11 protein-coding genes and 1 riboswitch are annotated in these 20,072 nt (G+C 71.6%); of the genes, 7 read left to right on the plus strand and 4 right to left on the minus strand.

Features of this window, described 5'->3' with window-relative positions; all coding sequences use genetic code 11:
- Window positions 1–12: 12 nt before the first annotated feature.
- The 3 genes from G6O69_RS11815 to G6O69_RS11825 are packed head-to-tail and all read right to left on the minus strand — an operon-like array spanning window position 13 to window position 4,743.
- Window positions 13–1,590, minus strand: coding sequence for a hypothetical protein (locus tag G6O69_RS11815; protein ID WP_172303615.1), 1,578 nt, complete (start codon window positions 1,588–1,590; stop codon window positions 13–15).
- A gap of 37 nt (window positions 1,591–1,627) precedes the next feature.
- Entirely contained in the window at window positions 1,628–2,323 is a 696-nt protein-coding gene (locus G6O69_RS11820; RefSeq protein WP_172303616.1) for a hypothetical protein, read from the minus strand.
- A complete protein-coding gene (locus tag G6O69_RS11825; RefSeq protein ID WP_172303617.1) occupies window positions 2,320–4,743 on the minus strand; it encodes a hypothetical protein in 2,424 nt (807 codons plus the stop codon). The genes G6O69_RS11820 and G6O69_RS11825 overlap by 4 nt, the downstream gene beginning before the upstream one ends.
- A 272-nt stretch (window positions 4,744–5,015) precedes the next feature.
- Between G6O69_RS11825 and G6O69_RS11830 the strand changes: the two genes are divergently transcribed.
- From G6O69_RS11830 to G6O69_RS11855, 6 genes are all read left to right on the plus strand, one after another.
- Entirely contained in the window at window positions 5,016–7,490 is a 2,475-nt protein-coding gene (locus G6O69_RS11830) for a UvrD-helicase domain-containing protein (protein ID WP_172303618.1), read from the plus strand.
- A 334-nt stretch (window positions 7,491–7,824) separates the two neighbouring features.
- The gene (locus tag G6O69_RS11835; protein ID WP_172303619.1) at window positions 7,825–9,159 is read left to right on the plus strand and encodes a DEAD/DEAH box helicase; all 1,335 of its coding nucleotides are present in this window, start codon (window positions 7,825–7,827) and stop codon (window positions 9,157–9,159) included.
- 99 nt (window positions 9,160–9,258) lie between these two features.
- Window positions 9,259–10,491 carry a hypothetical protein gene (locus tag G6O69_RS11840; RefSeq protein WP_176396779.1) on the plus strand — a complete coding sequence of 411 codons (1,233 nt, stop codon included), beginning with the start codon at window positions 9,259–9,261 and terminating at the stop codon, window positions 10,489–10,491.
- Between the two features lie 337 nt (window positions 10,492–10,828).
- Window positions 10,829–11,533, plus strand: coding sequence for a pirin family protein (locus tag G6O69_RS11845; protein ID WP_172308203.1), 705 nt, complete (start codon window positions 10,829–10,831; stop codon window positions 11,531–11,533).
- A gap of 22 nt (window positions 11,534–11,555) precedes the next feature.
- On the plus strand, window positions 11,556–13,475 hold the full coding sequence (locus G6O69_RS11850) for an iron-containing alcohol dehydrogenase (protein ID WP_172303621.1): 1,920 nt from the start codon (window positions 11,556–11,558) through the stop codon (window positions 13,473–13,475).
- Entirely contained in the window at window positions 13,472–14,899 is a 1,428-nt protein-coding gene (locus G6O69_RS11855; RefSeq protein WP_217909809.1) for a homogentisate 1,2-dioxygenase, read from the plus strand. The genes G6O69_RS11850 and G6O69_RS11855 overlap by 4 nt, the downstream gene beginning before the upstream one ends.
- A gap of 8 nt (window positions 14,900–14,907) precedes the next feature.
- On the opposite strand, the gene G6O69_RS11860 is transcribed toward G6O69_RS11855, so the two are convergent.
- Window positions 14,908–16,980, minus strand: coding sequence for a lipoxygenase family protein (locus tag G6O69_RS11860; RefSeq protein ID WP_172303622.1), 2,073 nt, complete (start codon window positions 16,978–16,980; stop codon window positions 14,908–14,910).
- 292 nt (window positions 16,981–17,272) lie between these two features.
- Window positions 17,273–17,469, plus strand: a riboswitch (cobalamin riboswitch).
- A 184-nt stretch (window positions 17,470–17,653) separates the two neighbouring features.
- Here G6O69_RS11860 and G6O69_RS11865 point away from each other — a divergent pair.
- Window positions 17,654–20,017: a ribonucleoside-diphosphate reductase subunit alpha gene (locus G6O69_RS11865; protein WP_172303623.1), complete on the plus strand. Its 2,364-nt coding sequence runs from the start codon at window positions 17,654–17,656 to the stop codon at window positions 20,015–20,017.
- The last annotated feature ends 55 nt before the right edge of the window (window positions 20,018–20,072 follow it).

Raw genomic sequence — 20,072 nt, forward strand, 5'->3', positions numbered from 1 at the left:
CGGCCCAGTGCGCTACTCGAAGAGCGGGACCGAGCCGACATCGGGAGGCAGCTCGTCGTCGCCGATGTCCTGGGTGTGGCCGTAGCCGAGCTGACCGAAGTCGTTGCGCCCCCAGCACAGCAGCTCGTTGGTCTCGGACAAGATCGCGCAGGTGTGGTCGCCGCCCGCCGAGATCGCCTTGACGGGGCCGCCGAGGGCGAGGAGGCCGGCGCTCGCGGGCGGCTCGTCGTCGCCGATGTCCTCGGTGTGGCCGTAGCCGAGCTGGCCCGAGTCGTTCGCGCCCCAGCACAGGGCCTGGTCGCTCTCGAGCAGGGCGCAGACGTGGGCGTCGCCGGCGAGCAGCGAGCGCAGCGGGCCGGGGAGGACGATGGCTGGCGCCGTGCTCGGGAGCTCGTCGTCGCCGAGGTTGGTGGTCTGGCTCTGGCCGAGCTGGCCGCGCTCGCCCGCGCCCCAGCACAGCGCGCTCCCGCCTTCGAAGCGCGCGCAGCTCGTGTCGAGGCCGAGGCTCAGCGCGAGCGCGGGGGTGTCGAGCCCGGCGTCCTCGGGCACGGCCGGGACGTCGCCGACGCTCGCCGGGGTCTCCTGCTCGCCCACGGACTTGTCGCTGCCGTAGCCGAGCTGGCCGAGGGCTCCGCTCCCCCAGCAGCGGATCTTGCCGGTGTCGACGAGGGCGCAGGTGTGGTCCCCGCCGAGGGCCAGGCCGACGACCTGCTCGCCGACGGTGACGTCGCCGACGCTCGCGGGCAGCTCGTCGTCGCCGAGGTCCTCGTCGCTGGCGTAGCCGAGGCGGCCGTCGTCTCCCGCGCCCCAGCAGCGCAGGCGGCCGCCCTCGAGCAGGGCGCAGGTGTGGCGCTCGCCGGCCTGGATCCCGAGCACGGGCTCGCCGAGGGGGACGTCGGTGAGCGCGAGCGGGGTCTCGTCGTCGCCGATGTCCTCGGTGCCGCCGTAGCCGAGGCGACCGCGCTCGCCGGCCCCCCAGCAGCGCGCGCCCTGGTCGGCCATCAGCACGCAGACGTGGCGCTCGCCCATGCTCAGGGCGACGACGGGCTCGGGCAGGGCGACGTCAGCGAGGACCGCGGCGCTCTCGTCGTCGCCGATGGTCTCGGTGTGGCCATAGCCGAGCTGACCGGCGTCGTTGCGCCCCCAGCAGCGCACGCGCCCGCCCTCGAGCAGGACGCAGGTGCTCCCGCGCGCGGTCTGGACGTCGAGCAGCTCGGTGAAGCTACAGTCCGCGTCGCAGCCGTCGTCGTCGATGAGGTTCGCGTCGTCGCACTGCTCGGGGCCCTGGCGCTCACCGTCGCCGCAGGCGCCGAGGATGCACTGGCCGTCGTAGCAGTATTGGCCGTGCTCGCAGCTCCCTGCGCCGGCGCAGGGACAGCCCAGGCCCGGGCACTCGCCCGCGCTCTCGCCCGTGTCCGCGGCGGGCTCGTCTTCGGCCGAGTCGTCTTCGGTCGAGGTCGACATGCCCGCGTCACTGCCTGACGCGTCTGGGCCCGAGTCCCCGACGTCGTCATCCGCGGGCGTCTGCTGGGGATCGAAGCAAGCGCTCGCAAACATGAGAGCGAGCAAGATCGTTCGCGACGCTTGCATGACGCTCGATCAGTTTACACGAGGACAGCTCGCGGACTCAGAGCACCCCCTCCGTGACCCGCGCGAGGCTGTCGGTGTCGACGTCCTGGCGGTGGTCGGACAGGCGCAGCACGAACACGCCGCCGTCGGACTCGGCGATCTCGACGCGCACGATCGCGCCCCCGACCTGATCGAAGCTCAAGGTCACGCTGCGGATCAGCGCGCGGGCTGCGGAGTCTCGCGGTGGCATCAACGCGAGCTTGGGCGTGCCGCCGGCACGGGGGGCCTCTGCGCGGGCGTCGGCGAGCAGGGCCTGGCCGTCACCGGGGGCAAAGCAGGCCAGCAGGTGATCCGCGAGCCAGGCCAGCGCGGGGGCCTCGGCGCGGGTCGCCAGCGGTCGCCGCGGCAAGGAGGGATCGTTGGGCTCGATGGCCACGCGCCCCGGGCTGATCAGCGTCGTCGAGCCGGTCACCCCGTCGTCGCGCAAGATCAAGGTGGCCGGGGCGATGAAGGCGAGCGAGCCGCCGTTGACCAGCGCCTCGCGCAGGAGCGAGGAGCTGCGCTCGGAGGCGTAGCGCGCCAGCAGGTTGTCGTGGGTGCGCCGGGTGAAGGTGCCCCATAGCTCGAGGCGGTTGTCGAGGCGCCGCTGCTCCCGGCTCGGCGGGCTGGCCCACAGCGCCGTGCTCGTGGCGGCGAGGGCCGAGCTCGCGCCCACGGCCCACAGCGCGCCGCGTCGGCTGAGTCGCTTCGTCATGGCTTCGCGCCCCCTCGCGCTCGAGTCTGCGTTGGGTCTGGGTCTGGGTCTGGGTCTGGGTCTGGCTCGGGTTCAGGCTCGGGCTTCTGGTCTGGAGCCGGCTTTGCTTTTGCTTTTGGGTTTTTGTCCGGCGCTGGCTTGGTGAAGCTCGGCCCCGCGAGCAGGCCGAGCGCGGCCGCGAGCGCGGCCCCGACCGCGAGCGCAACGCCGAGCTCGCGCCACAGCGGCTGGCCCGAGACGAAGAGGGCGGCGCCCGCGAGCAGCTGGCCGCCGAGGCCGAGGAGCAGCGCGCGCCCCTGCAGAGGCGGCGCGCCGCGAGCCGCCGCGCCGACCTGGGCGCCAGACAGCGCCCCCGCGGCGCCGACGAGGAGCAGCGCCGGGAGCAGGTGCGGGCCCACGGGCAGCTCGAGCAGGCGCAGCGTTGCGAGCACCCCGGCCTCACAGGCGGCGGCGATCACCGCCGCGTGGATCGCCAGGCCCAGGCGGCGGGTGGCTAGCCAGATCAGGAAGGCGCTCAGCCACAGGCCGGCGAGGGAGAAGGCGATCATGCGCTCCTCGAAGCGCTGGTGATCGATCATCGCGGCGATCGCCGGGCCGCGCATGGCCGGCAGCGAGGCGAGGGTCTGCTCGTCGAGGTCGACCGCGGGCAGGCCCTCGCGGCCGCGCAGCTCCACCCGGGTGCGCAGCGCGATCCGAGCCTCGGTATCGGTACCGGTCTCGGTATCGGGCGCGAGCAGGTACGCGGAGATCCACGGGCCCAGGGGGCCGTCGAGGGCAGCCTGGGCGCTGGGCAGCTCGTCGATGTCGGCGGCGCCGCGGATGAACTCGGAGAAGGCCTCGGCGCGCAGGCCCTGGTCGACCAAGAGCGCGCGCAGCGAGTCCATGCGGGTCTCGAGGTCGAGCTTGGCGAGGGCGGCCTTGCGGGCCTCGAGCTCCTCGCGGGGGAGCACGAAGGCGCCGGGCGAGTCGATGCGCTGGGCGACCTCGGGGACCAAGCTGGCGAGCCGAGCGAAGTCGTCGGCCGCGGCGTCGAGGGCCGCGGCCGCCTCGCTGGGCGCGTCGTGATCCGCGGGCGCGAGGCTGCGGGCCTCGACGATCATCGCCGGGTCGAAGAAGTGCTCGACGAGCTCGCGCTCGCCCACGTCGCGGGCGTCGGCGCTCAGCGGCAGGCTCCCCGGCGCGCGGTAGTCGAGGGCCTCGGCCGCCCACGCGCCTCCGCCCAGGGCGAGCAGGCACAGCGCCGGGCCGAGCAGGGGGATCCGCCGCGGGCGCAGGCCGGCGCGCGCGTCGAGCTGGCCGCGGGCGAGGCCGAGCACGGTCGGCGCGACGAGCCAGGCGATCAGCGCCAGGCTCGGGTAGGCGACGGCCCAGATCAGCGCCCAGCGCTGCCAGGCCGGGTAGGGCCCGAAGTAGAGCGGCAGCAAGGCGGCGGCGAAGAGCGCGGTCGCGGTCCAGGTCGGGAGCGCGCTGTGGCTGCGCTTGGCCCACGCGCGCACGCTGGCGTCGCAGCCAAAGCCGAAGAGCGCGACGAGCAGGGGTAGGCCGACCAAGTCGAGCTCGCCCACGACCCAGCGCAGCACGGCGCCGACGCTGACCAGGCAGGCGAGGGTGGCGAGCACTGGCGCGGGGCGGCGCACGACCACGGCGAAGAGCAGGACCAGCGCCGCGAGGCAGGCGAGCACGGTCTCGCGGGCGTCCTCGCCCAGGCGCGCGGCCGCGGCCTGCTCGCGGGTGGCCGGCGAGACCAGCTCGACCGTCACGGGCAGCCCCTCGAGGGCGGCCTCGAGCTCGCCGCGCAGGACCTCGGGGGCGCGGGTCGAGACCAGCTGGACCAGGGCACGGTCCCCGCTCGCCGAGAGCAGGTCGCCGTTGGGGCCGACCTGCGGCCCGCCGCTGCCGGGGGCCTCGGCCACGTGGCCCAGGCGCCCGGCCGCGCCGGCCGAGAGCTCGGCGATGGCCAGGGGATCCCGGCGCGGCTGCTCGCCCGAGACCGAGAAGAGCGGGCTGGCCATGCGCGCCTGCAGGCCCTGGACCTCGGCGAGCATCGCGGTGTCGCTCAGGCGCTCGGCCAGGGCCCGGTGGGCGTCGAGGGGCAGCAGGTAGAGGGCGTGGGCGTCGAGCCAGCGGGTGATCTCGGTCTTCGGCGGCGCGTGGGGGACCCGCTCCTCGCCCAGGGCCTCCTCGAGCACGAAGCCGGCCTCGGCGAGGACCGTGCGCGGATCGTGCTCGGGGCCCTCGCTGTCCTCGCTCAGGGCGCCGTGGTCGACGCGGAGGATCGCCATGGGGCGCGGGTCCGTGACGCGGTGGTCTTCGGGGAGGAGGGCGTCGAGGCCCGCGCGGGCCCGCGGCGCGCTCAGGCCGAGGTCGACGAGGGCGGCGAGGGTCAGCAGCAGGCACAGGCCGACGAGGGCGAGGCCCACGAGCCGCGACGCGGGAGCTTTCGACGCGGGAGCTTGGGGTTTGGCGGCGCCCCGCCTGGACGCGGCGTCGTCTCGCACTCGCTCTTCGCTGCGGCCTTCCCCGGCGATCACGCGCGCAGACCTTATCAGCCCGCCGAAGCACGCGCGAGCGCTGGCCGAGGGGATCGCTCGCGGCGTCCGCCCGTGATCTGCGTGGCGAATCCGGCGGGGGATCCTCCGCCGGCCGCCGCGGCTCGTCGGCGCGCGCCCGCTTTGGTAAGACCTGCGGGCGCATGTCTCAGGCCTTGCCCCTCAACCCCGCCCAGCTCGCGGGCGTCGAGCACCGCGGCAGCCCGCTGCTGCTGCTCGCCGGCGCCGGCACGGGCAAGACGCGGGTCATCACCCATCGGGTCGCCGCGCTCATCGACGAGGGCGTCCCCGCCTGGCGGATCCTCGCCGTGACCTTCACCAACAAGGCCGCCGGTGAGATGCGCGAGCGGATCGCCGGCCTGCTCGGCATGGAGCTCGGCGAGCTGCGCCGCGACGGGCCGTGGATCGGCACCTTCCACTCGATCTGCGCGCGGATCCTCCGGCGCCACGGCGAGGGCGTGGGCCTGTCCCGCAACTTTGCGATCTACGACGCCGACGACCAGCGCGTGCTGATGCGCAAGGTCCTCAAGGCGCTCAACATCGACCCCAAGATGTTCTCGCCCACGGCCGCCCTGGGCAAGATCGACGCCGCCAAGAACATCGGCCTGGGCCGCGATCGCCTCCACGAGCTCGGCCTCGGTCAGCCGGTGGAGGAGTGGACCCGGCGGGCCTGGGCGCTCTACGAAGAGCAGCTGCGGGCCGCCGACGCGGCCGACTTTGGCGACCTGCTCACGCTCACCGTCGAGCTGCTGCGCAAGGCCGGGCCCAGCCAGGCCCCCAAGCCCGAGCCCGCGGGCAGCGAGCTCGGGGAGATCGGCGAGGCCGTGCGCAAGATGACCCTCCAGACCCGGCGCAAGCCCAGCGGGACCGGTAGTGGGGGCGGCGCCGTGGACCCGGTCGTCGGCCTGCGCCGCCGCTTCATGCACGTGGTCGTCGACGAGTACCAGGACACCAACCCGGTCCAGGCCGAGCTCGTCGACCTGCTGTGCGGCGCCCGGGCCGAGCTTTGCGTCGTCGGCGACGACGACCAGGCGATCTACGGCTGGCGCGGGGCCGACGTCGGCCAGATCCTCAACTTCCCCGACAAGCACCGCGGCTGCGAGGTCATCCGCCTCGAGCAAAATTACCGCAGCACCACGCGGATCCTCGACTGCGCCAACGCGGTGATCCGCTCGGGCGCCGCCCGCCACGACAAGCAGCTGTGGAGCGAGCTCGGCCCCGGCGAGGCCGTGGAGGTGGTCGGCTTCGAAGACGAGCGCGAAGAGGCGCGCTGGGCCGCGCAGGCCGCCCGTCGGGCCATCGACGAGGGCGAGTCGCCGGCCGAGATCGTGGTCTTCTATCGGACCCACGCCCAGTCGCGGCCGCTCGAAGAGGCCATGCGCCTGCACGGGATCCGCTACCGCATGCTCGGGGGGATCCGCTTCTACGACCGCCGCGAGATCAAGGACCTCGTCGCCTACCTGCGCCTGCTGACAAACCCCGGCTCGGACCTCGACTGCCTGCGGGTCATCAACGTCCCGGCGCGACGGATCGGCGCCAAGACCATCGAGCGCCTGACGACCTGGGCCACGCGCGAGGGCTGCCCGCTCTACGAGGCCTGCGGCCCGCGCTCGGAGCACGGCAAGGCCGCGGGCCTCGGAGCCGCCGCCAGCAAGTCCGTGGCGAGCTTCTGGAGCCTCGTCGACACCCTGCGCGAGGACAGCAAGGATCTCCCGCACCACCACATCGCCGCGCTGATCCTCGAGCGCTCGGGCTACGTCGAGTCCATCGCCGAGGAGCAGGACGGCGAGGCCCGGGTCGAGAACCTCAAGGAGTTCGTCGGCGCCCTCGAGGAGTTCGGCGAGGAGCAGCCCGAGGCCAGCTTGGCCGAGTACCTCGAGCAGATCTCCTTGGCGAGCACCGTCGACGAGCAGGACCCGGGCGGGGCGATCACCTTGATGACGATCCACGCCGCCAAGGGCCTGGAGTTCGATCGCGTGCTGCTCACGGGCATGGAGGAGGGTGTGTTCCCCCACGCCCGCGCCCTCGGCGAGGACGCGGGCATCGACGCCATCGACGAGGAGCGCCGCCTGGCCTACGTCGCGCTCACCCGGGCGCGGCGCAGCTTGAGCCTGAGCTTCGTGCGTAGCCGCTTTTTGTGGGGCAGCACCCAGGTCAAGCCGGTCTCGCGCTTCGTCCGGGCGCTGCCCGAGGAGGCGGTGGTCCTGCGCGGGCAGGCCGCGGCCCGCAAGCGTCGGGAGAGGCGCGCGCCGCCGCGGCCCCGCGCGCCGCGCTGGGACGATAGCATCGTCCTCGACCCCGAGTTCGCCGACAGCCGCGAGCGAGGCGAGGCTCCCTCGCGCTCGCGGGCGGCCCTGGGCGCGGGCGGCGGGTCCTCCCTGGATGGCCAGGATCGCGAGGTCAGCGTCGAGCCGACGATCGAGTACGACGACGAGGCGATCGACGAGCACGACGGCTACGGCAACGTCGGCATCTACCAGGGCATGCGGGTACGCCACCCCAAGTTCGGGGTCGGCTCGGTGCTCGGCTGGAGCGGCAGCGGTCGCAACATGAAGCTCACGCTGAGCTTCGCCGGGGAGCGGCGAACGATCCTCGCTCGCTTTTGCACTCCCGCGTGATGGGGTCCGCGCGCCCGGTCCACGTGACTGGTCCGTGCGACGGGTCGGATGGGCCAGTGCAGCCAGCTGTGGCCCGATCGAGGCCTCCGTGGTGAGCCTGGCGCCGGCGCTTAGGAGTCCGTGGTGAAACCCAACACGACACCTGGCTTGGTCTTTTCGCCGAGGGCTTTGTCGCCAAAACTGGCAGTACACCCGGTACAGCGGCGTTTTGGCTTCGCGCCCTCGACGAAAAACCCGGCGCCAGGAGCCGCGCTGGGTTCCACCACGGGCTCCTAGAAGGCTTCACCGCGCCCTCTCGCTTGCGGGGCGCCGACATTCGTGGGACTCCCCGCCGGTGAGCTTCGACCACCTCGGCCTCTCGCCCGCCATTCTCCGCGCCCTTCGCGACTCGGGCTACGAGCGCCCCACCCCCATCCAGGATCAGGCGATCCCGCCGGCGCTCTCCCGCCGCGACCTGCTCGGCTGCGCCCAGACCGGCACGGGCAAGACCGCCGCCTTCACCCTGCCAATCCTCCAACTCCTCGACGCCAAGGCCGGCGAGGAGCCCGTACTGCGCGCGCTGATCGTCACCCCGACGCGGGAGCTCGCCGCGCAGATCGGCGAGAGCATCGCGGCCTACGGCAAGCACCTCGACCTGTGGCACGCGGTCATCTTCGGCGGCGTCAACGACAAGCCGCAGATCCGCGAGCTGCGTGAGGGCGTCGACGCCCTCGTCGCGACCCCCGGGCGGCTCCTCGACCTCATGGGCCGCGGCGTGATCGACCTGTCGAAGATCGAGTTCTTCGTGCTCGACGAGGCCGATCAGATGCTCGACATGGGCTTCCTGCCCGACATCCGGCGGATCGTCGCGAAGCTGCCGGCCAAGCGCCAGACCCTGTTCTTCTCGGCGACCATGCCCCCGGCGATCCGCGAGCTCGCCACCGGGCTGCTCCACGACCCCGTCGAGGTCGCCGTCGCCCGGGTCTCCGAGCCCGCCGACGTCGAGCAGCACATCTACTTCGTGGACAAGGGCGACAAGCGCAAGCTGCTCGTCGACCTGCTCCGCGGCGATCGCAGCCTGCGGCGCGCGCTGGTCTTCAGCCGGACCAAGCACGGGGCCAACCGCATCGCCAAGCAGCTCGGCGCCGCCGGGGTCAGCTCCGCGGCGATCCACGGCAACAAGTCGCAAAACGCCCGCATCCGCGCGCTCGAGTCCTTCCGCAACGGCGACCTGCGCGTGCTCGTGGCCACCGACATCGCCGCCCGCGGCCTCGACATCGACGAGGTCTCCCACGTGATCAACTTCGACCTGCCCAACGTGCCCGAGACCTACGTGCACCGCATCGGTCGCACCGCCCGGGCCGGCGCCTCCGGGGTCGCGCTGTCTTTTTGTGACAGCGAAGAGCAGCCCTACCTCGTCGACATCGAGCGGCTGATCCAGCGCCACATCCCGCGGGTCACGGAGCACGCCTACCCGGCGAACGAGCCCCCGCCCACTCAGCTCGGCGGCAAGGGAGGCGGCGGCGGTGGGCGTCAGGCCGGCGGCCAGGCGGGCAAGCAGGCCAAGTCTGGCAGCCGCTCGGGGCGGAGCCGGCGGGGCGGTCGCGGCCGCCGCAGCGGAGGCGAGCGCAGCGGAGGCAAGCGCAGCGGGGGCAAGCGCAGCGGGAGCCGCAGCCAGGCCAGCAGCTGAGCGCTCGAAGTCGTCACCGATCACGAGGCGCGGCGCATCATCGATGCCGCGCCTCGTTGCATTTCGAGGCCTATCCATATTTTTGCTTGCCTCGAAAGCATGACCACGAATAACGGAAACATGCGTTTTGAAATTCCGCTCGTCTCGCTCGTCACGCTGTGTAGCGTCTCCTTCGCCTGTGTCCCCGAAGATGGCGGCTCCGAGGACGGAGCCGACGAAGGCGAGTCTGGCGGGGACGCTGCCGCCGACACGGACACCGACACGGACATCGACACCGAGACCACCAGCGCCGACACCGAGGGAGCGTCCGAGTCCGAGACGGACACCGAGGGCGAGTCTGGCACCGAGGGCGAGTCGGAGTCGGAGTCCGAGGGTGAGTCAGAGTCCGAGTCCGAGACGGACACCGAGGGCGAGTCCGAGACCGGAGCCTTCGACCCGCCCGAGATCTCCTGCGCCGAGTCCCTCCTCGGCCAGGCGGACCTCTCCTTTCACCTGCTCCAGGCCGAGTGCTTCGGCACGACCTGCACCTGGGACTATGACCCCGCCGGCGCGGTGATGACCCAGATCGCCGGGGAGTACGATCCGCTCACCGGCGAGTTCTCGTGGACCGTGGCCTACGACCCGGAGCACTGGCGGACGTCGACCACCGTCTCGGGCACCGCGGTGATCTCCGAGGCGGGCGACGAGAGCTCGAGCTACTCGGCGACGACCATCGACATGCTCGGCGCCGAGATCCTCGAGGACATCAGCCTCGAGCGCAGCGGCTGCGAGCTCGTCAAGACGACCACGCGCGAGGGCAAGGACTTCGTCCTCGACGGGAGCTTCACCTCCACGGCGTTCACCTACACCGAAGGGCAGATCCCGCCGCTTTGGACCCTGGGTAGCTTCCCCGTCGACGCCGCTGGCACCCGGACCAGCGAGGGCTATGAGGAGACCTTCCAGTACTACCTGCCCTTCGACGAGGAGAGCGACCAGGAGTTCGTGTGGAACTACTCGCACTCGCTGACGGGGGATGACGACGGCTACTCGGAGGCGACCTTCAGCCAGTGGAATTGGGTCTCGTCGTGGAGCCGCAACGGCACCTGCTCGTGGAGCATCAGCGGCACGCAATTTTGCGTCGTCGAGGCCAACAGCGAGGACTGGACCGCCGACGTCCAGTGGACCGAGGACTACAGCCACAACGGCGAGGGGATCTTCTCGGCCTGGTTCTACAGCTCGGAGATGCAGGACTGGGTCTGGCAAAACTGCCCGATCACCATGGTCGATGGCGTGTGCTCCTACCTGTGTCCGCTGGGTCAGACCAACGACTGCCGCTACTTCTTGATGGAGTAGCTCGCTCGCCGCCAGGCGCAGCGGATCGACTCGTTTTGAACTGGGCAGCCTCATGATGAGGCTGTCCTTTTGACATGGGCCTGCTTTGGCAAAATATAAAACACCATGAAATCAGGTGCTTGGGTGTTGGAACGGGTCCTGCGAGGGTCCTGGGCGCAGACGAGCTGAAGTCATGACCGATCGCAAGCAACCCTCTCGCCGTAGCGCCCTGGCCGTCCTGACCGGCGCGCCGCTGCTGGGGCTCGGGGCCCTCGAGCTGGGCTCCGAGCTCGACACCACCGAGCTCGACACCACCGCGGGGCCCGCAGCGCGGACCCCAGAAGCGAGCAAGCACGCCATGCTGACCATCCGCCGCGCCAACGAGCGAGGCCACGCCGACCACGGCTGGCTCGACACCAACCACACCTTCTCCTTCGCCAACTACTACGACCCGGCGCACATGGGCTTTCGCAACCTGCGGGTCATCAACGAGGACCGGGTCGCGCCGGGGCGCGGCTTTGGCAAGCACCCGCACCGTGACATGGAGATCATCTCCTACGTGATCGACGGCGGCCTCGAGCACCGCGACTCCATGGGCAACGGCTCGGTGATCCGCCCCGGAGAGGTTCAGCGCATGAGCGCGGGCACGGGGGTGTTTCACAGCGAGTGGAACGCCTCGAAGACCGCGGCCGTGCACTTCATGCAGATCTGGATCCTCCCCGAGCGAGGCGGCATCCAGCCGGGCTACGAGCAGCGGGCCTTCCCCGAGCAGGAGCGCCGCGGTCGCCTGCGCCTGGTCGCGGATCCCCAGGGCAGCGAGGGCGCGGTGACGATCCACGCCAACGCGAGGCTCTACGCCGGCCTGCTCGGCGAGGGCGAGACCGTCGAGCATCGCGTCCCCGAGGGGCGCCACGCCTGGGTGCAGGTGGTCCGCGGGAGCGTGGCGCTCGAGGGCGAGCGGCTCGCGGCCGGCGACGGGGCGTCGACGAGCGACGCGGGGCTTTTGACCTTGGTCGGCGGCGAGGGTCAGGGCGCCGAGGTGCTGGTCTTCGACCTCGCCTGAGGAACTCGAGGTGAGCGCGACCATGGACGAACCCAACGCACGCAGCTTCTCCCAGGGATCCATCGCGGTCACCATCGGCCGGCCGTGGCGCGAGGTCCTCCCCGAGCTCCTCGCCGCCAGGGGTCTGCGCCGGGTGCTGGTGCTGAGCTCGGGTAGGCACGACCTCGGGGCGGAGCTCGCCGCGGTCCTCGAGGGCGAAGGCTTGGCGGTCGCGCGCTTCGCCGAGTCGGCGCAGCACGTCCCGCGGGCGCTGGCCGAGCGGGCCGCGGCGGCCGCTGCGGATCACCGCGCCGACGCGCTCGTCGCCCTCGGCGGCGGCTCGGTGATCGGCCTGGCCAAGGCGGTGGCGCTGCTTCGAGCCCGAGCCGGCGCGCCCGTGCCCGCGCGCATCGACCTGCCCACGACCTACGCGGGCTCCGAGATGACGACGATCTGGGGCATGGGCCGACCCGAGCCGGAGCCCGGCAAGGAGGTCGGCCGCGACGAGCTGGTGCGCGCGAGCGCGGTGATCTACGACCCCGCCCTGTCCTCGAGCCTGCCCGCCCGGATCGCCATCCCCAGCTTGTTCAACGCCATGGCCCACGCCGTCGACGCGCTCTACGGCGCCTCGCGTGACGAGGACGCGCTCCACCAAGACGCCCAGGCCGCGATCACCGACCTCGCCGGGGGGATCCTCGACCTGGCCAGCGAAGACGCAGCGGTCCGCGACAGCGCGCGTCTGCGGGCGCTGCATGGCAGCCAGCGCGCTGGGGGGATCCTCGACCGCGCCGGCATGTCGCTGCACCACAAGCTCGCCCACGTCCTCGGCGGCGGCTACGGCCTGGATCACGCCGGCACCCACGCCACCTTGCTGCCCCACGTGGTCGCCTTCATGGCCGCCGACGCGCCCCGGGCCACGCAGACCCTGAGCGCGGGGCTGATCGCCGCTGGCGTGATGGCCGCGGGCGGCGACCCGGCGGCGGCGCTCTTCGATCTCCAGGTCCAGGTCGACGCGCCTCGGGAGCTGCTGAGCCTCGGCTTTCACCCCGAGCGCGCGACCGACAACGACAGCGACAGCGACAGCGACAGCGACAGCGACAACGATCTCGTGGGCGCCGCCGTCGAGGAGATCATCCGCGCGAAGATCGACAGCCCGCGGGCGCTCGCCGGCGCGAGCGAGGCGCTGCGCGAGCTGGTCCTCGACGCCTGGCTCGGCCGTCGTCCGGGCGTCCCCGGGCGCCGTCGCCTGCTGCCGGCGGCCGAGCCCGGCGCGCTCGGCCACGCGGGCCTGCGCCCGGCCGTGGCCGGCACCCCCCTCGACCAGGCCCGCGCCCTCGTGCTCTGCGTCCATGGGCGAGGGAGCACGGCCGAGGCCATGCTCGCCAAGCTCGAGGAGCTGCTCGGCGGCGCGCTGCCTCCGGGACTCGCCGCGGTCGCGCTCCAGGCCTGGGGCCGGCGCTGGTATCCCCGCAGCTTCACGCGGCCGGTGGCCGACAACCAGCCCGAGCTCGACGCGGCCCTCGCGGGCCTGGCCCGGATGCGGCGCGAGCTCGGCGAGCAGCTGTCGCCTGCCCAGGTGCTGCTCTTCGGCTTCTCTCAGGGCGCCTGCCTGGTCCTCGATCACCTCGCCCGCGAAGGCGGTGCCCACGGCGGCGCGGCGGCCTTCGCTGGCGCGCTGATCGGCGAGCGCCCGGTCGACGCCTGGCACGACGCCGCTCGAGATCCGCGCGCGCCGGTGATCGTGGGCATCGCCGACGCCGACGAGTGGGTCCCGCGGGCGCGCGTGGCCGCGAGCGCCGACCACCTCGAGGCCCAGGGCGCCAGCGTGCGCCGGATCTGGGCCGCGGGCAGCGAGCACGAGATCACCGGCGAACAAGGCGAGGCCCTGCGCGAGCGGATCGCGGCCCTGCTCTCCACCACTTCCCCCACCACCAACCCCACCTCATCGAGCCAGTCATCATGATGCACGTCGATCCCGTCCGCGAGCTGTCCGCCACCTCCACCGAGCCCACCGAGCCCAGGGAGAAGCCTGGCGTGGCCGAGCCGGCCTACAGCGTGGGCTTTGGCAACACCGGCGAGTCCGAGGCGCTCCCCGGGGCCCTGCCGCGCGGACAAAACGGCCCGCGCGAGGTCCCCTATGGCCTCTACGCCGAGCAGATCAACGGCACCTCCTTCACCGTGCCCCGGGCCCACAACCAGCGCGCCTGGCTCTACCGGATCATGCCCTCGGTGGCCCACGGCGCCTTCACCCCCCTGGGCCATCGCGGGGTCGACCTCGCCTACCTGAGCGAGCGGCCGACCCCGGACCTCGTGGGCTGGCGCCCCGTCGAGATCCCCCCGGCCATGGCCGGCCACGTCGACTTCATCGACGGCCTGCACACCGTCGCCGGCGCGGGCGACCCCAGCGAAGAGCGCGGCCTGGCGATCCACCTCTACGCCGCCAACGCCTCCATGCGCGACCGGGCGCTCTACAGCGGCGACGGCGACATGATGCTGATCCCCGACACGGGGGGGATCCGCCTGCGCACGGAGTTCGGCGTGCTCCACGTCCAGCCCGGCGAGATCGCCGTGGTCCCCCGGGGCATCAAGTTCGCCGTCGAGGCCCTCGAAGATCAGGGCGAGGGCTCGTCGCAGGGAGAGGGCGCCCGCCTGCGCGGCCTCGTGCTCGAGGTCTACGCGCGCCACTTCGAGCTCCCGGATCGCGGCCCGATCGGCGCCAACGGCCTCGCCGACGCCCGCCACTTCTTCACGCCGGTGGCCGCCTACGAAGACCGCGAGGTCGAGGGCTTCGAGATCGTCGCCAAGCACGGCGGCGAGCTGTGGCGGGCCGAGCAGGGCCACTCCTGCTTCGACGTGGTCGCCTGGCACGGCAACTACGCGCCCTACAAGTGGAGCTTCGACCACTTCAACGCGATCGGCAGCGTGAGCTTCGACCACCCGGACCCCTCGATCTTCACGGTGCTCTCCGCCAAGCTCGACGAGGCCGGGGAGAACGCCGCGGACCTGGTGATCTTCCCGGACCGCTGGGACGTGGCCAAGCACAGCTTCCGCCCGCCCTACTACCACCGCAACGCGGCCACGGAGTTCAACGCGATCGTCACCGGCCCGAGCAACGCCGAGCAGGTGTTCACGCGCGGCGGCCACTTCATGACCCCGCCCTTCACCGCCCACGGGGTCAAGACCGAGTCCTACGAGCGCGCGGTGGCCCTCGACGACGCCGTCGCCGACGCGCCGCGCTGGCTCGGCGGGGCCTCGCGCTGGATTCAGTTCGAGACCACGCTGCCGCTGCGGCTGTCGCCCTGGGCCGCGCAGAGCGGACACCGCGACCCGGGCTTTCGCCAGTTCGCCAGCCGGGCCGAGCGTCACTTCGACCCGAGCAAGCCCTGAGCCGCGGCTCAGATGTTGATGCTCTGGGGGATCCTCGAGGGCAGCAGGAACTCGTAGCAAGGCCGCGAGAGGTTGCGGCGCCCGATCTCCCGCTCGACCGCGACGAGCTCGGCCTGGAAGTCCTCGAGCAGCGGCCCGACGCGGGCGTCGGTGAACCACTGGCCGGACTGGTGGCGGTCGTAGTCGCCAAGGCGCGTGAAGTAGACGCCGCCGAGGAGCTGGCCGATGAGCACCTGAAGCATGCCCATCTGCAGCGGGGGCAGCTCCGCGAGCGTGGTCTGATCCGAGGCCGGGCCGCTGGTCTGGGTGGGCGCGGGGGCGTAGGCCGCCAGCGGCATCGCCGGCGTGTAGCTCATGATCTGCTTTTGCGGGAAGTTGACCGAGGCGTGCTGAACGCTGCCCGTGAAGATCACCATGGTCAGCACGCGCGCCAGGTAGTCGAAGGTGAACAGCCCGAGCGTGTCGTCGGGCCCGAGCTCGCCCAGGCCGCCGACGCAGCCGCCCTCGGGGGAGACGAGGTCGCGGTACCAGGCCTGGAGCTCGCTGTCCTCGGTCACCGCCGCGTCGTCGTTGTAGTAGATCGCCAGATAGTCCCGCACCCACGACTCGATGGCCGACCACGAGAGCAGCGCGTCGTCTCGGTAGGGGTAGCCAGGGAAGCTCTCGGAGTCCATGACCCCGCGGCGCGCGAGCTCCTCGGGCAGCATGTGGGCGTTGAAGTCGAGGGCGCCCAGGGCCTGAGAGGTCAGCGCCCAGTCCGACTCGATGGTCCCCGCGAGCAGCTTGTCCACGGTCCCGCCGGGCGCGACCAAGGAGGTGACGGCCGCATTGTTGATGAACAAGGTGCCCTGAAAGTGGGGCAGGAGCAGCAGGTAGACCGGGTGGTTTTGGGCCAGGTTGCGGTGGGTGGCGACCGCGAACGGCTCGACCAGGAAGTGCGTCAGCCCGAGGTGGCTGATCAGCTCGTGGTAGTTGCCGTCGGCCGTCTGGATGTGCAGCTTGGCCAGCTCCCAGCCCTCGCCGTCGTCGGGGTAGAAGATCGGCGTGGAGTTGCCCGGGGTCTGACCGCACTGGATCGCCACCGGCTCGAGCAGCCGGTGCTCGCCGACCAGGGCGAAGAGCGCGAGGCCCGGGGTGATGTACTTTTGCCCGGCCGGGAAGTCGCCGGGCTCGAGGGTCTCGAGCGCGCGGTAGTCGACGAGATAGACGCGGTCATCGGCCAGCGCGTCGTCCGGGCTCAGGCCGACGCGCGCCTCGAAGCGCGCGGGGTCGACGGGGAAATTGCTGGGCAGCGCGTCGATCTTGCGGATCAGCAGGGGGTTGGGCCCGGCCACGCGCATGCGCGCGAACAGGGCGTCGGACATGGTCTGGGAGACCACGTCCGGGACCACGACGGTCTGGAATTGATCGGCGTAATCGCGCAGCGCCGTCGCTGGACCATAGAGCCCGGCCTGCTCGAGGCCCGAGTGGATCAGCGCCTCGATGATGTCCTCGAAGATCGAGCCGAGGCGATCGAGGTGCTCCCTTTGTGCGCCGCGCTTGCCCCCCTTGGTGACGTCGTCGTGGACGTCCTTGGTCAGCTCCTCGAGGGCCTCGCGCTGCTCCTCGAGGGTGTCGACGAAGGTCTTGACCTCGTCGGGGGCCTCGCGGAGGGCGCGGACGTCGTCGATGATCTCCACGACCTCGTCGAGGGCGTGCTCGATCCGCCCGCGGATCTTCTTCAAGGTCGCGTCGCGCCAGCTCGCGTCGCCGATCTGAAAGTCGGCCGGCGGCGGCGGATCGAGGGCGACGGCGCCCACGCCAAACAGGTTGGTGACGTTGACGACCATGTTGCTGAGCAGGTCGAGGCCGGTGTCGAGGATGTCGAGGATCTGGACCGCGTTGAGCTGCTGGCTGGGCGGCAAGGGGTGCTGATCGTCGACCTCGAGCACGGCGATGGGCTGAAAGACCAGGGTCTGGCCGTCGTACTCGTAGCTGTGCGAGTGCGACCAGGTGTACTGCGTCCTGGCCCAGGCGAGCGCGCGCTGACGCTCGGCGGCTTGAGTGGCGTTGGCATATTGGGGCAAGGTGGGGTTCGCCATTTGTCTATCCAGTCGTGTCTATCTCGGGCACGATATCCGAACTCGGTCGATATGTGGTTAGTCGATTCGATGAGCTCGAAATATCAATATGAAAACATGGCATCGGTGCGCTCTGGAAACATGGAGATTGGCGCTGGCTCCGCCGGGCTGCTGGCCGGGTTGCTGGCCGGGCTCCTGGATGGTTTGGCGGGAGCTTTCGAGAGACGCTGCCGCGGTGTTCAGCCTCGTTCCGTCACTGCGTGCCGCCCGCTTCGGACCACAACATGTTGTTGACAAGGGCTGGGCACCCCCCATATGTTGTGCCCGCGAAGGTTCACGGCCTGGCCGTGAATCAAGAGGGAATCCGGTGCGAATCCGGAGCTGCCCCGCAGCGGTGAACGAGAACGAAGCCCCGAGACAGGCACTGGCGACGGCCGGGAAGCCAGGGGTGTAGGTGACGCCAAGTCGCGCTCGTGAGTCCGAAGACCTGCCTTCGCTCGATCCTGGGAGACAACCAGGGTCGGCTCGACCTGAAGCCTCGGGGGAGGCCCACGGTGCCGGTGTTCACCTCTGGTGTGCCCGTCCCTCGACCCCCTTTGCTTCACAGCCCGCGGGGGCGCAGGTTCGACAGGCACCCGAAGCATCTCGCGGTGGACTCTGCCTGCTTGCCGTCTTCGCGACCACGACGCCGCACATGCCGACAGCAAGCACGCCCTCCCCGACTCAGCCCGACCCCGCGCTCACCGCCGCCTCGGACTCCCTCTCGCCGGCTGCGCCGCCGGTCGCAGATGCCGAGCTTCGCCGCCTCGCGGCTGGCCTGGACCACGTCGACCTCGAGTGGACGATCGACACGGCCGCGCGCCGGCTCCCGCCCGGGGCCGACGCCCGCGCGCACTACGACCTGCTCGCCCACACCGCGATCGCGCGGGTGGATCAGGCGCCCGAGTACGCCAGCTTGGCCGCGCGCTGCCTGGCGCGGGTGATCGAGCTCGAGGTCGGCGGGGCGGGGATCACCGGCTTCGTCAACGGGATCGAGGCCATGCACCGCGTCGGGCTGATCAACGAGCGCCTGCTCGAGTACGCCCGCCACCACGGCGCCGCGCTCCAGGCCGCGATCGACCCCGGGCGCGACGCGGGCTTCGACTACTTCGGCCTGCGCACCGTCTACGACCGCTACCTGCTCCGCCACCCGCGGACCCGCGCGGTGCTCGAGACCCCCCAGCACTTCTTCATGCGCGTGGCCGCGGCCCTGTCCGAGCAGGTCGAGGACGCGCTCGAGCTCTACACTCGCTACAGCCGCCTCGACCTGCTGCCGAGCTCACCCACGCTCTTCAACGCCGGCACCCGCCGCGAGCAGCTGTCGAGCTGCTACCTGCTCGACTCGCCCCGCGACCACCTGCTCGACATCTACGCGCGCTACACCGACGTCGCCCAGCTCTCGAAATTCGCCGGCGGCGTGGGCCTTTCCTACTCGCGGATCCGCAGCCGCGGCTCGCTGATCGGCGACACCAACGGCCACTCCAACGGGATCGTGCCCTGGCTCAAGACCCTCGACGCCTCGGTCGCGGCGGTCAACCAAGGCGGGCGGCGCAAGGGGGCGTGCTGCGTGTACCTCGAGACCTGGCACGCCGACATCGAGGAGTTCCTCGAGCTGCGCGACAACACCGGCAACGAGTACGCGCGCACCCACAACCTCAACATCGCCAACTGGATCCCGGACCTCTTCATGCGCCGGGTCGAGGCCGACGCGATGTGGAGCCTCTTCGATCCCAAGGCCGTGCGCCACCTCGTGGATCTCTACGGCGAGAAATTCGAGCGCGCCTACGAGGCGGCCGAGCGCGCCGGCCTGGCGACCAAGCAGCTGCCCGCGCGGGCGCTCTACGGGCGGATGATGCGGACCTTGGCCCAGACCGGCAACGGCTGGATGTGCTTCAAGGACCGGTCCAACGCGACCTGCAACCAGACCGCGCGGCCCGGGCGGACGGTGCACCTGTCGAACCTGTGCACCGAGATCCTCGAGGTCACCAACGACGACGAGACCGCGGTCTGCAACCTGGCCTCGGTCAACCTCGCCCACCACCTGACCACTGGCGAGGGCGAGGGCGAGGGCGAGGGCGAGGGCGGGCTCGAGGTCGACTGGGACAAGCTGCGCCAGACCGTCGAGGCCGCGACCCGGGCGCTGAACCGGGTGATCGACATCAACTACTACCCGATCGCCTCGGCCGAGACCGCCAACCAGCGCTGGCGACCGATCGGCCTCGGGGTGATGGGCTTCGCCGACATGCTCTTGATGCTCGGCCTCGACTTCGACTCCAGGGCCGCCCAGGACGTCGCGCGGCGCGTGGCCGAGCACATCTACTTTCACGCCCTGCGGACCTCCTGCGAGCTCGCCCGGGACCACGGCCCGCACCCCGCCTACCCCGAGACGCGGGTGGCCGACGGCGCCCTGCACCCGGACCTTTGGGAGGTGAGCCTGTCCAGGGAGCTCGACTGGTCCGGGCTGCGGACCGAGATCGCCGCCCACGGCCTGCGCAACTCGCTGCTCGTGGCGATCGCCCCGACGGCGACGATCGCCTCGATCGCCGGGTGCTACGAGTGCATCGAGCCGATCATCAGCAACATCATCAAGCGCGAGACCCTGTCGGGGGAGTTCGTGCAGATCAACCGCCACCTGGTCCGGGAGCTGCGCGCCCTGGGGCTGTGGGACGCCGAGATGATCGACGCGCTCAAGGCCAACGAGGGCTCGATCCAGGCGATCTCGCGGATCCCCGCGGCGCTGCGCCGGCGCTTTCGCACGGCCTGGGAGCTGCCCATGCGCGCGCTCCTCGATCTCGCAGTGACCCGCGCGCCCTTCGTGGACCAGAGCCAGTCGCTCAACTTGTTCATGGAGACCCCCGACATCGCGCGGCTGAGCTCGATGTACTTCTACGCGTGGACGGCCGGGCTCAAGACCACCTACTACCTGCGCTCGCGGCCGGCGACGCGCATCGCCAAGACCACCTTGCAGGCGAAGGCCTGCGACCTCGAAAACCCGCAGCTTTGCGAGGCCTGCCAGTGATCGACCACCATCGCCCCGCCCACCTCCTCGACCCCGGCCAGTGCCTGACGCTGCG

It is taken from the genome of Pseudenhygromyxa sp. WMMC2535 (assembly GCF_011083025.2).

Coding starts and splice junctions, on each gene's coding strand:
- G6O69_RS11860 (WP_172303622.1), bottom strand. CDS start 16,980: ATGGCGAACCCCACCTTGCCCCAATATGCCAACGCCACTCAAGCCGCC.
- G6O69_RS11815 (WP_172303615.1), bottom strand. CDS start 1,590: ATGCAAGCGTCGCGAACGATCTTGCTCGCTCTCATGTTTGCGAGCGCT.
- G6O69_RS11840 (WP_176396779.1), top strand. CDS start 9,259: ATGACCACGAATAACGGAAACATGCGTTTTGAAATTCCGCTCGTCTCG.
- G6O69_RS11845 (WP_172308203.1), top strand. CDS start 10,829: ATGCTGACCATCCGCCGCGCCAACGAGCGAGGCCACGCCGACCACGGC.
- G6O69_RS11820 (WP_172303616.1), bottom strand. CDS start 2,323: ATGACGAAGCGACTCAGCCGACGCGGCGCGCTGTGGGCCGTGGGCGCG.
- G6O69_RS11850 (WP_172303621.1), top strand. CDS start 11,556: ATGGACGAACCCAACGCACGCAGCTTCTCCCAGGGATCCATCGCGGTC.
- G6O69_RS11830 (WP_172303618.1), top strand. CDS start 5,016: ATGTCTCAGGCCTTGCCCCTCAACCCCGCCCAGCTCGCGGGCGTCGAG.
- G6O69_RS11865 (WP_172303623.1), top strand. CDS start 17,654: ATGCCGACAGCAAGCACGCCCTCCCCGACTCAGCCCGACCCCGCGCTC.
- G6O69_RS11855 (WP_217909809.1), top strand. CDS start 13,472: ATGATGCACGTCGATCCCGTCCGCGAGCTGTCCGCCACCTCCACCGAG.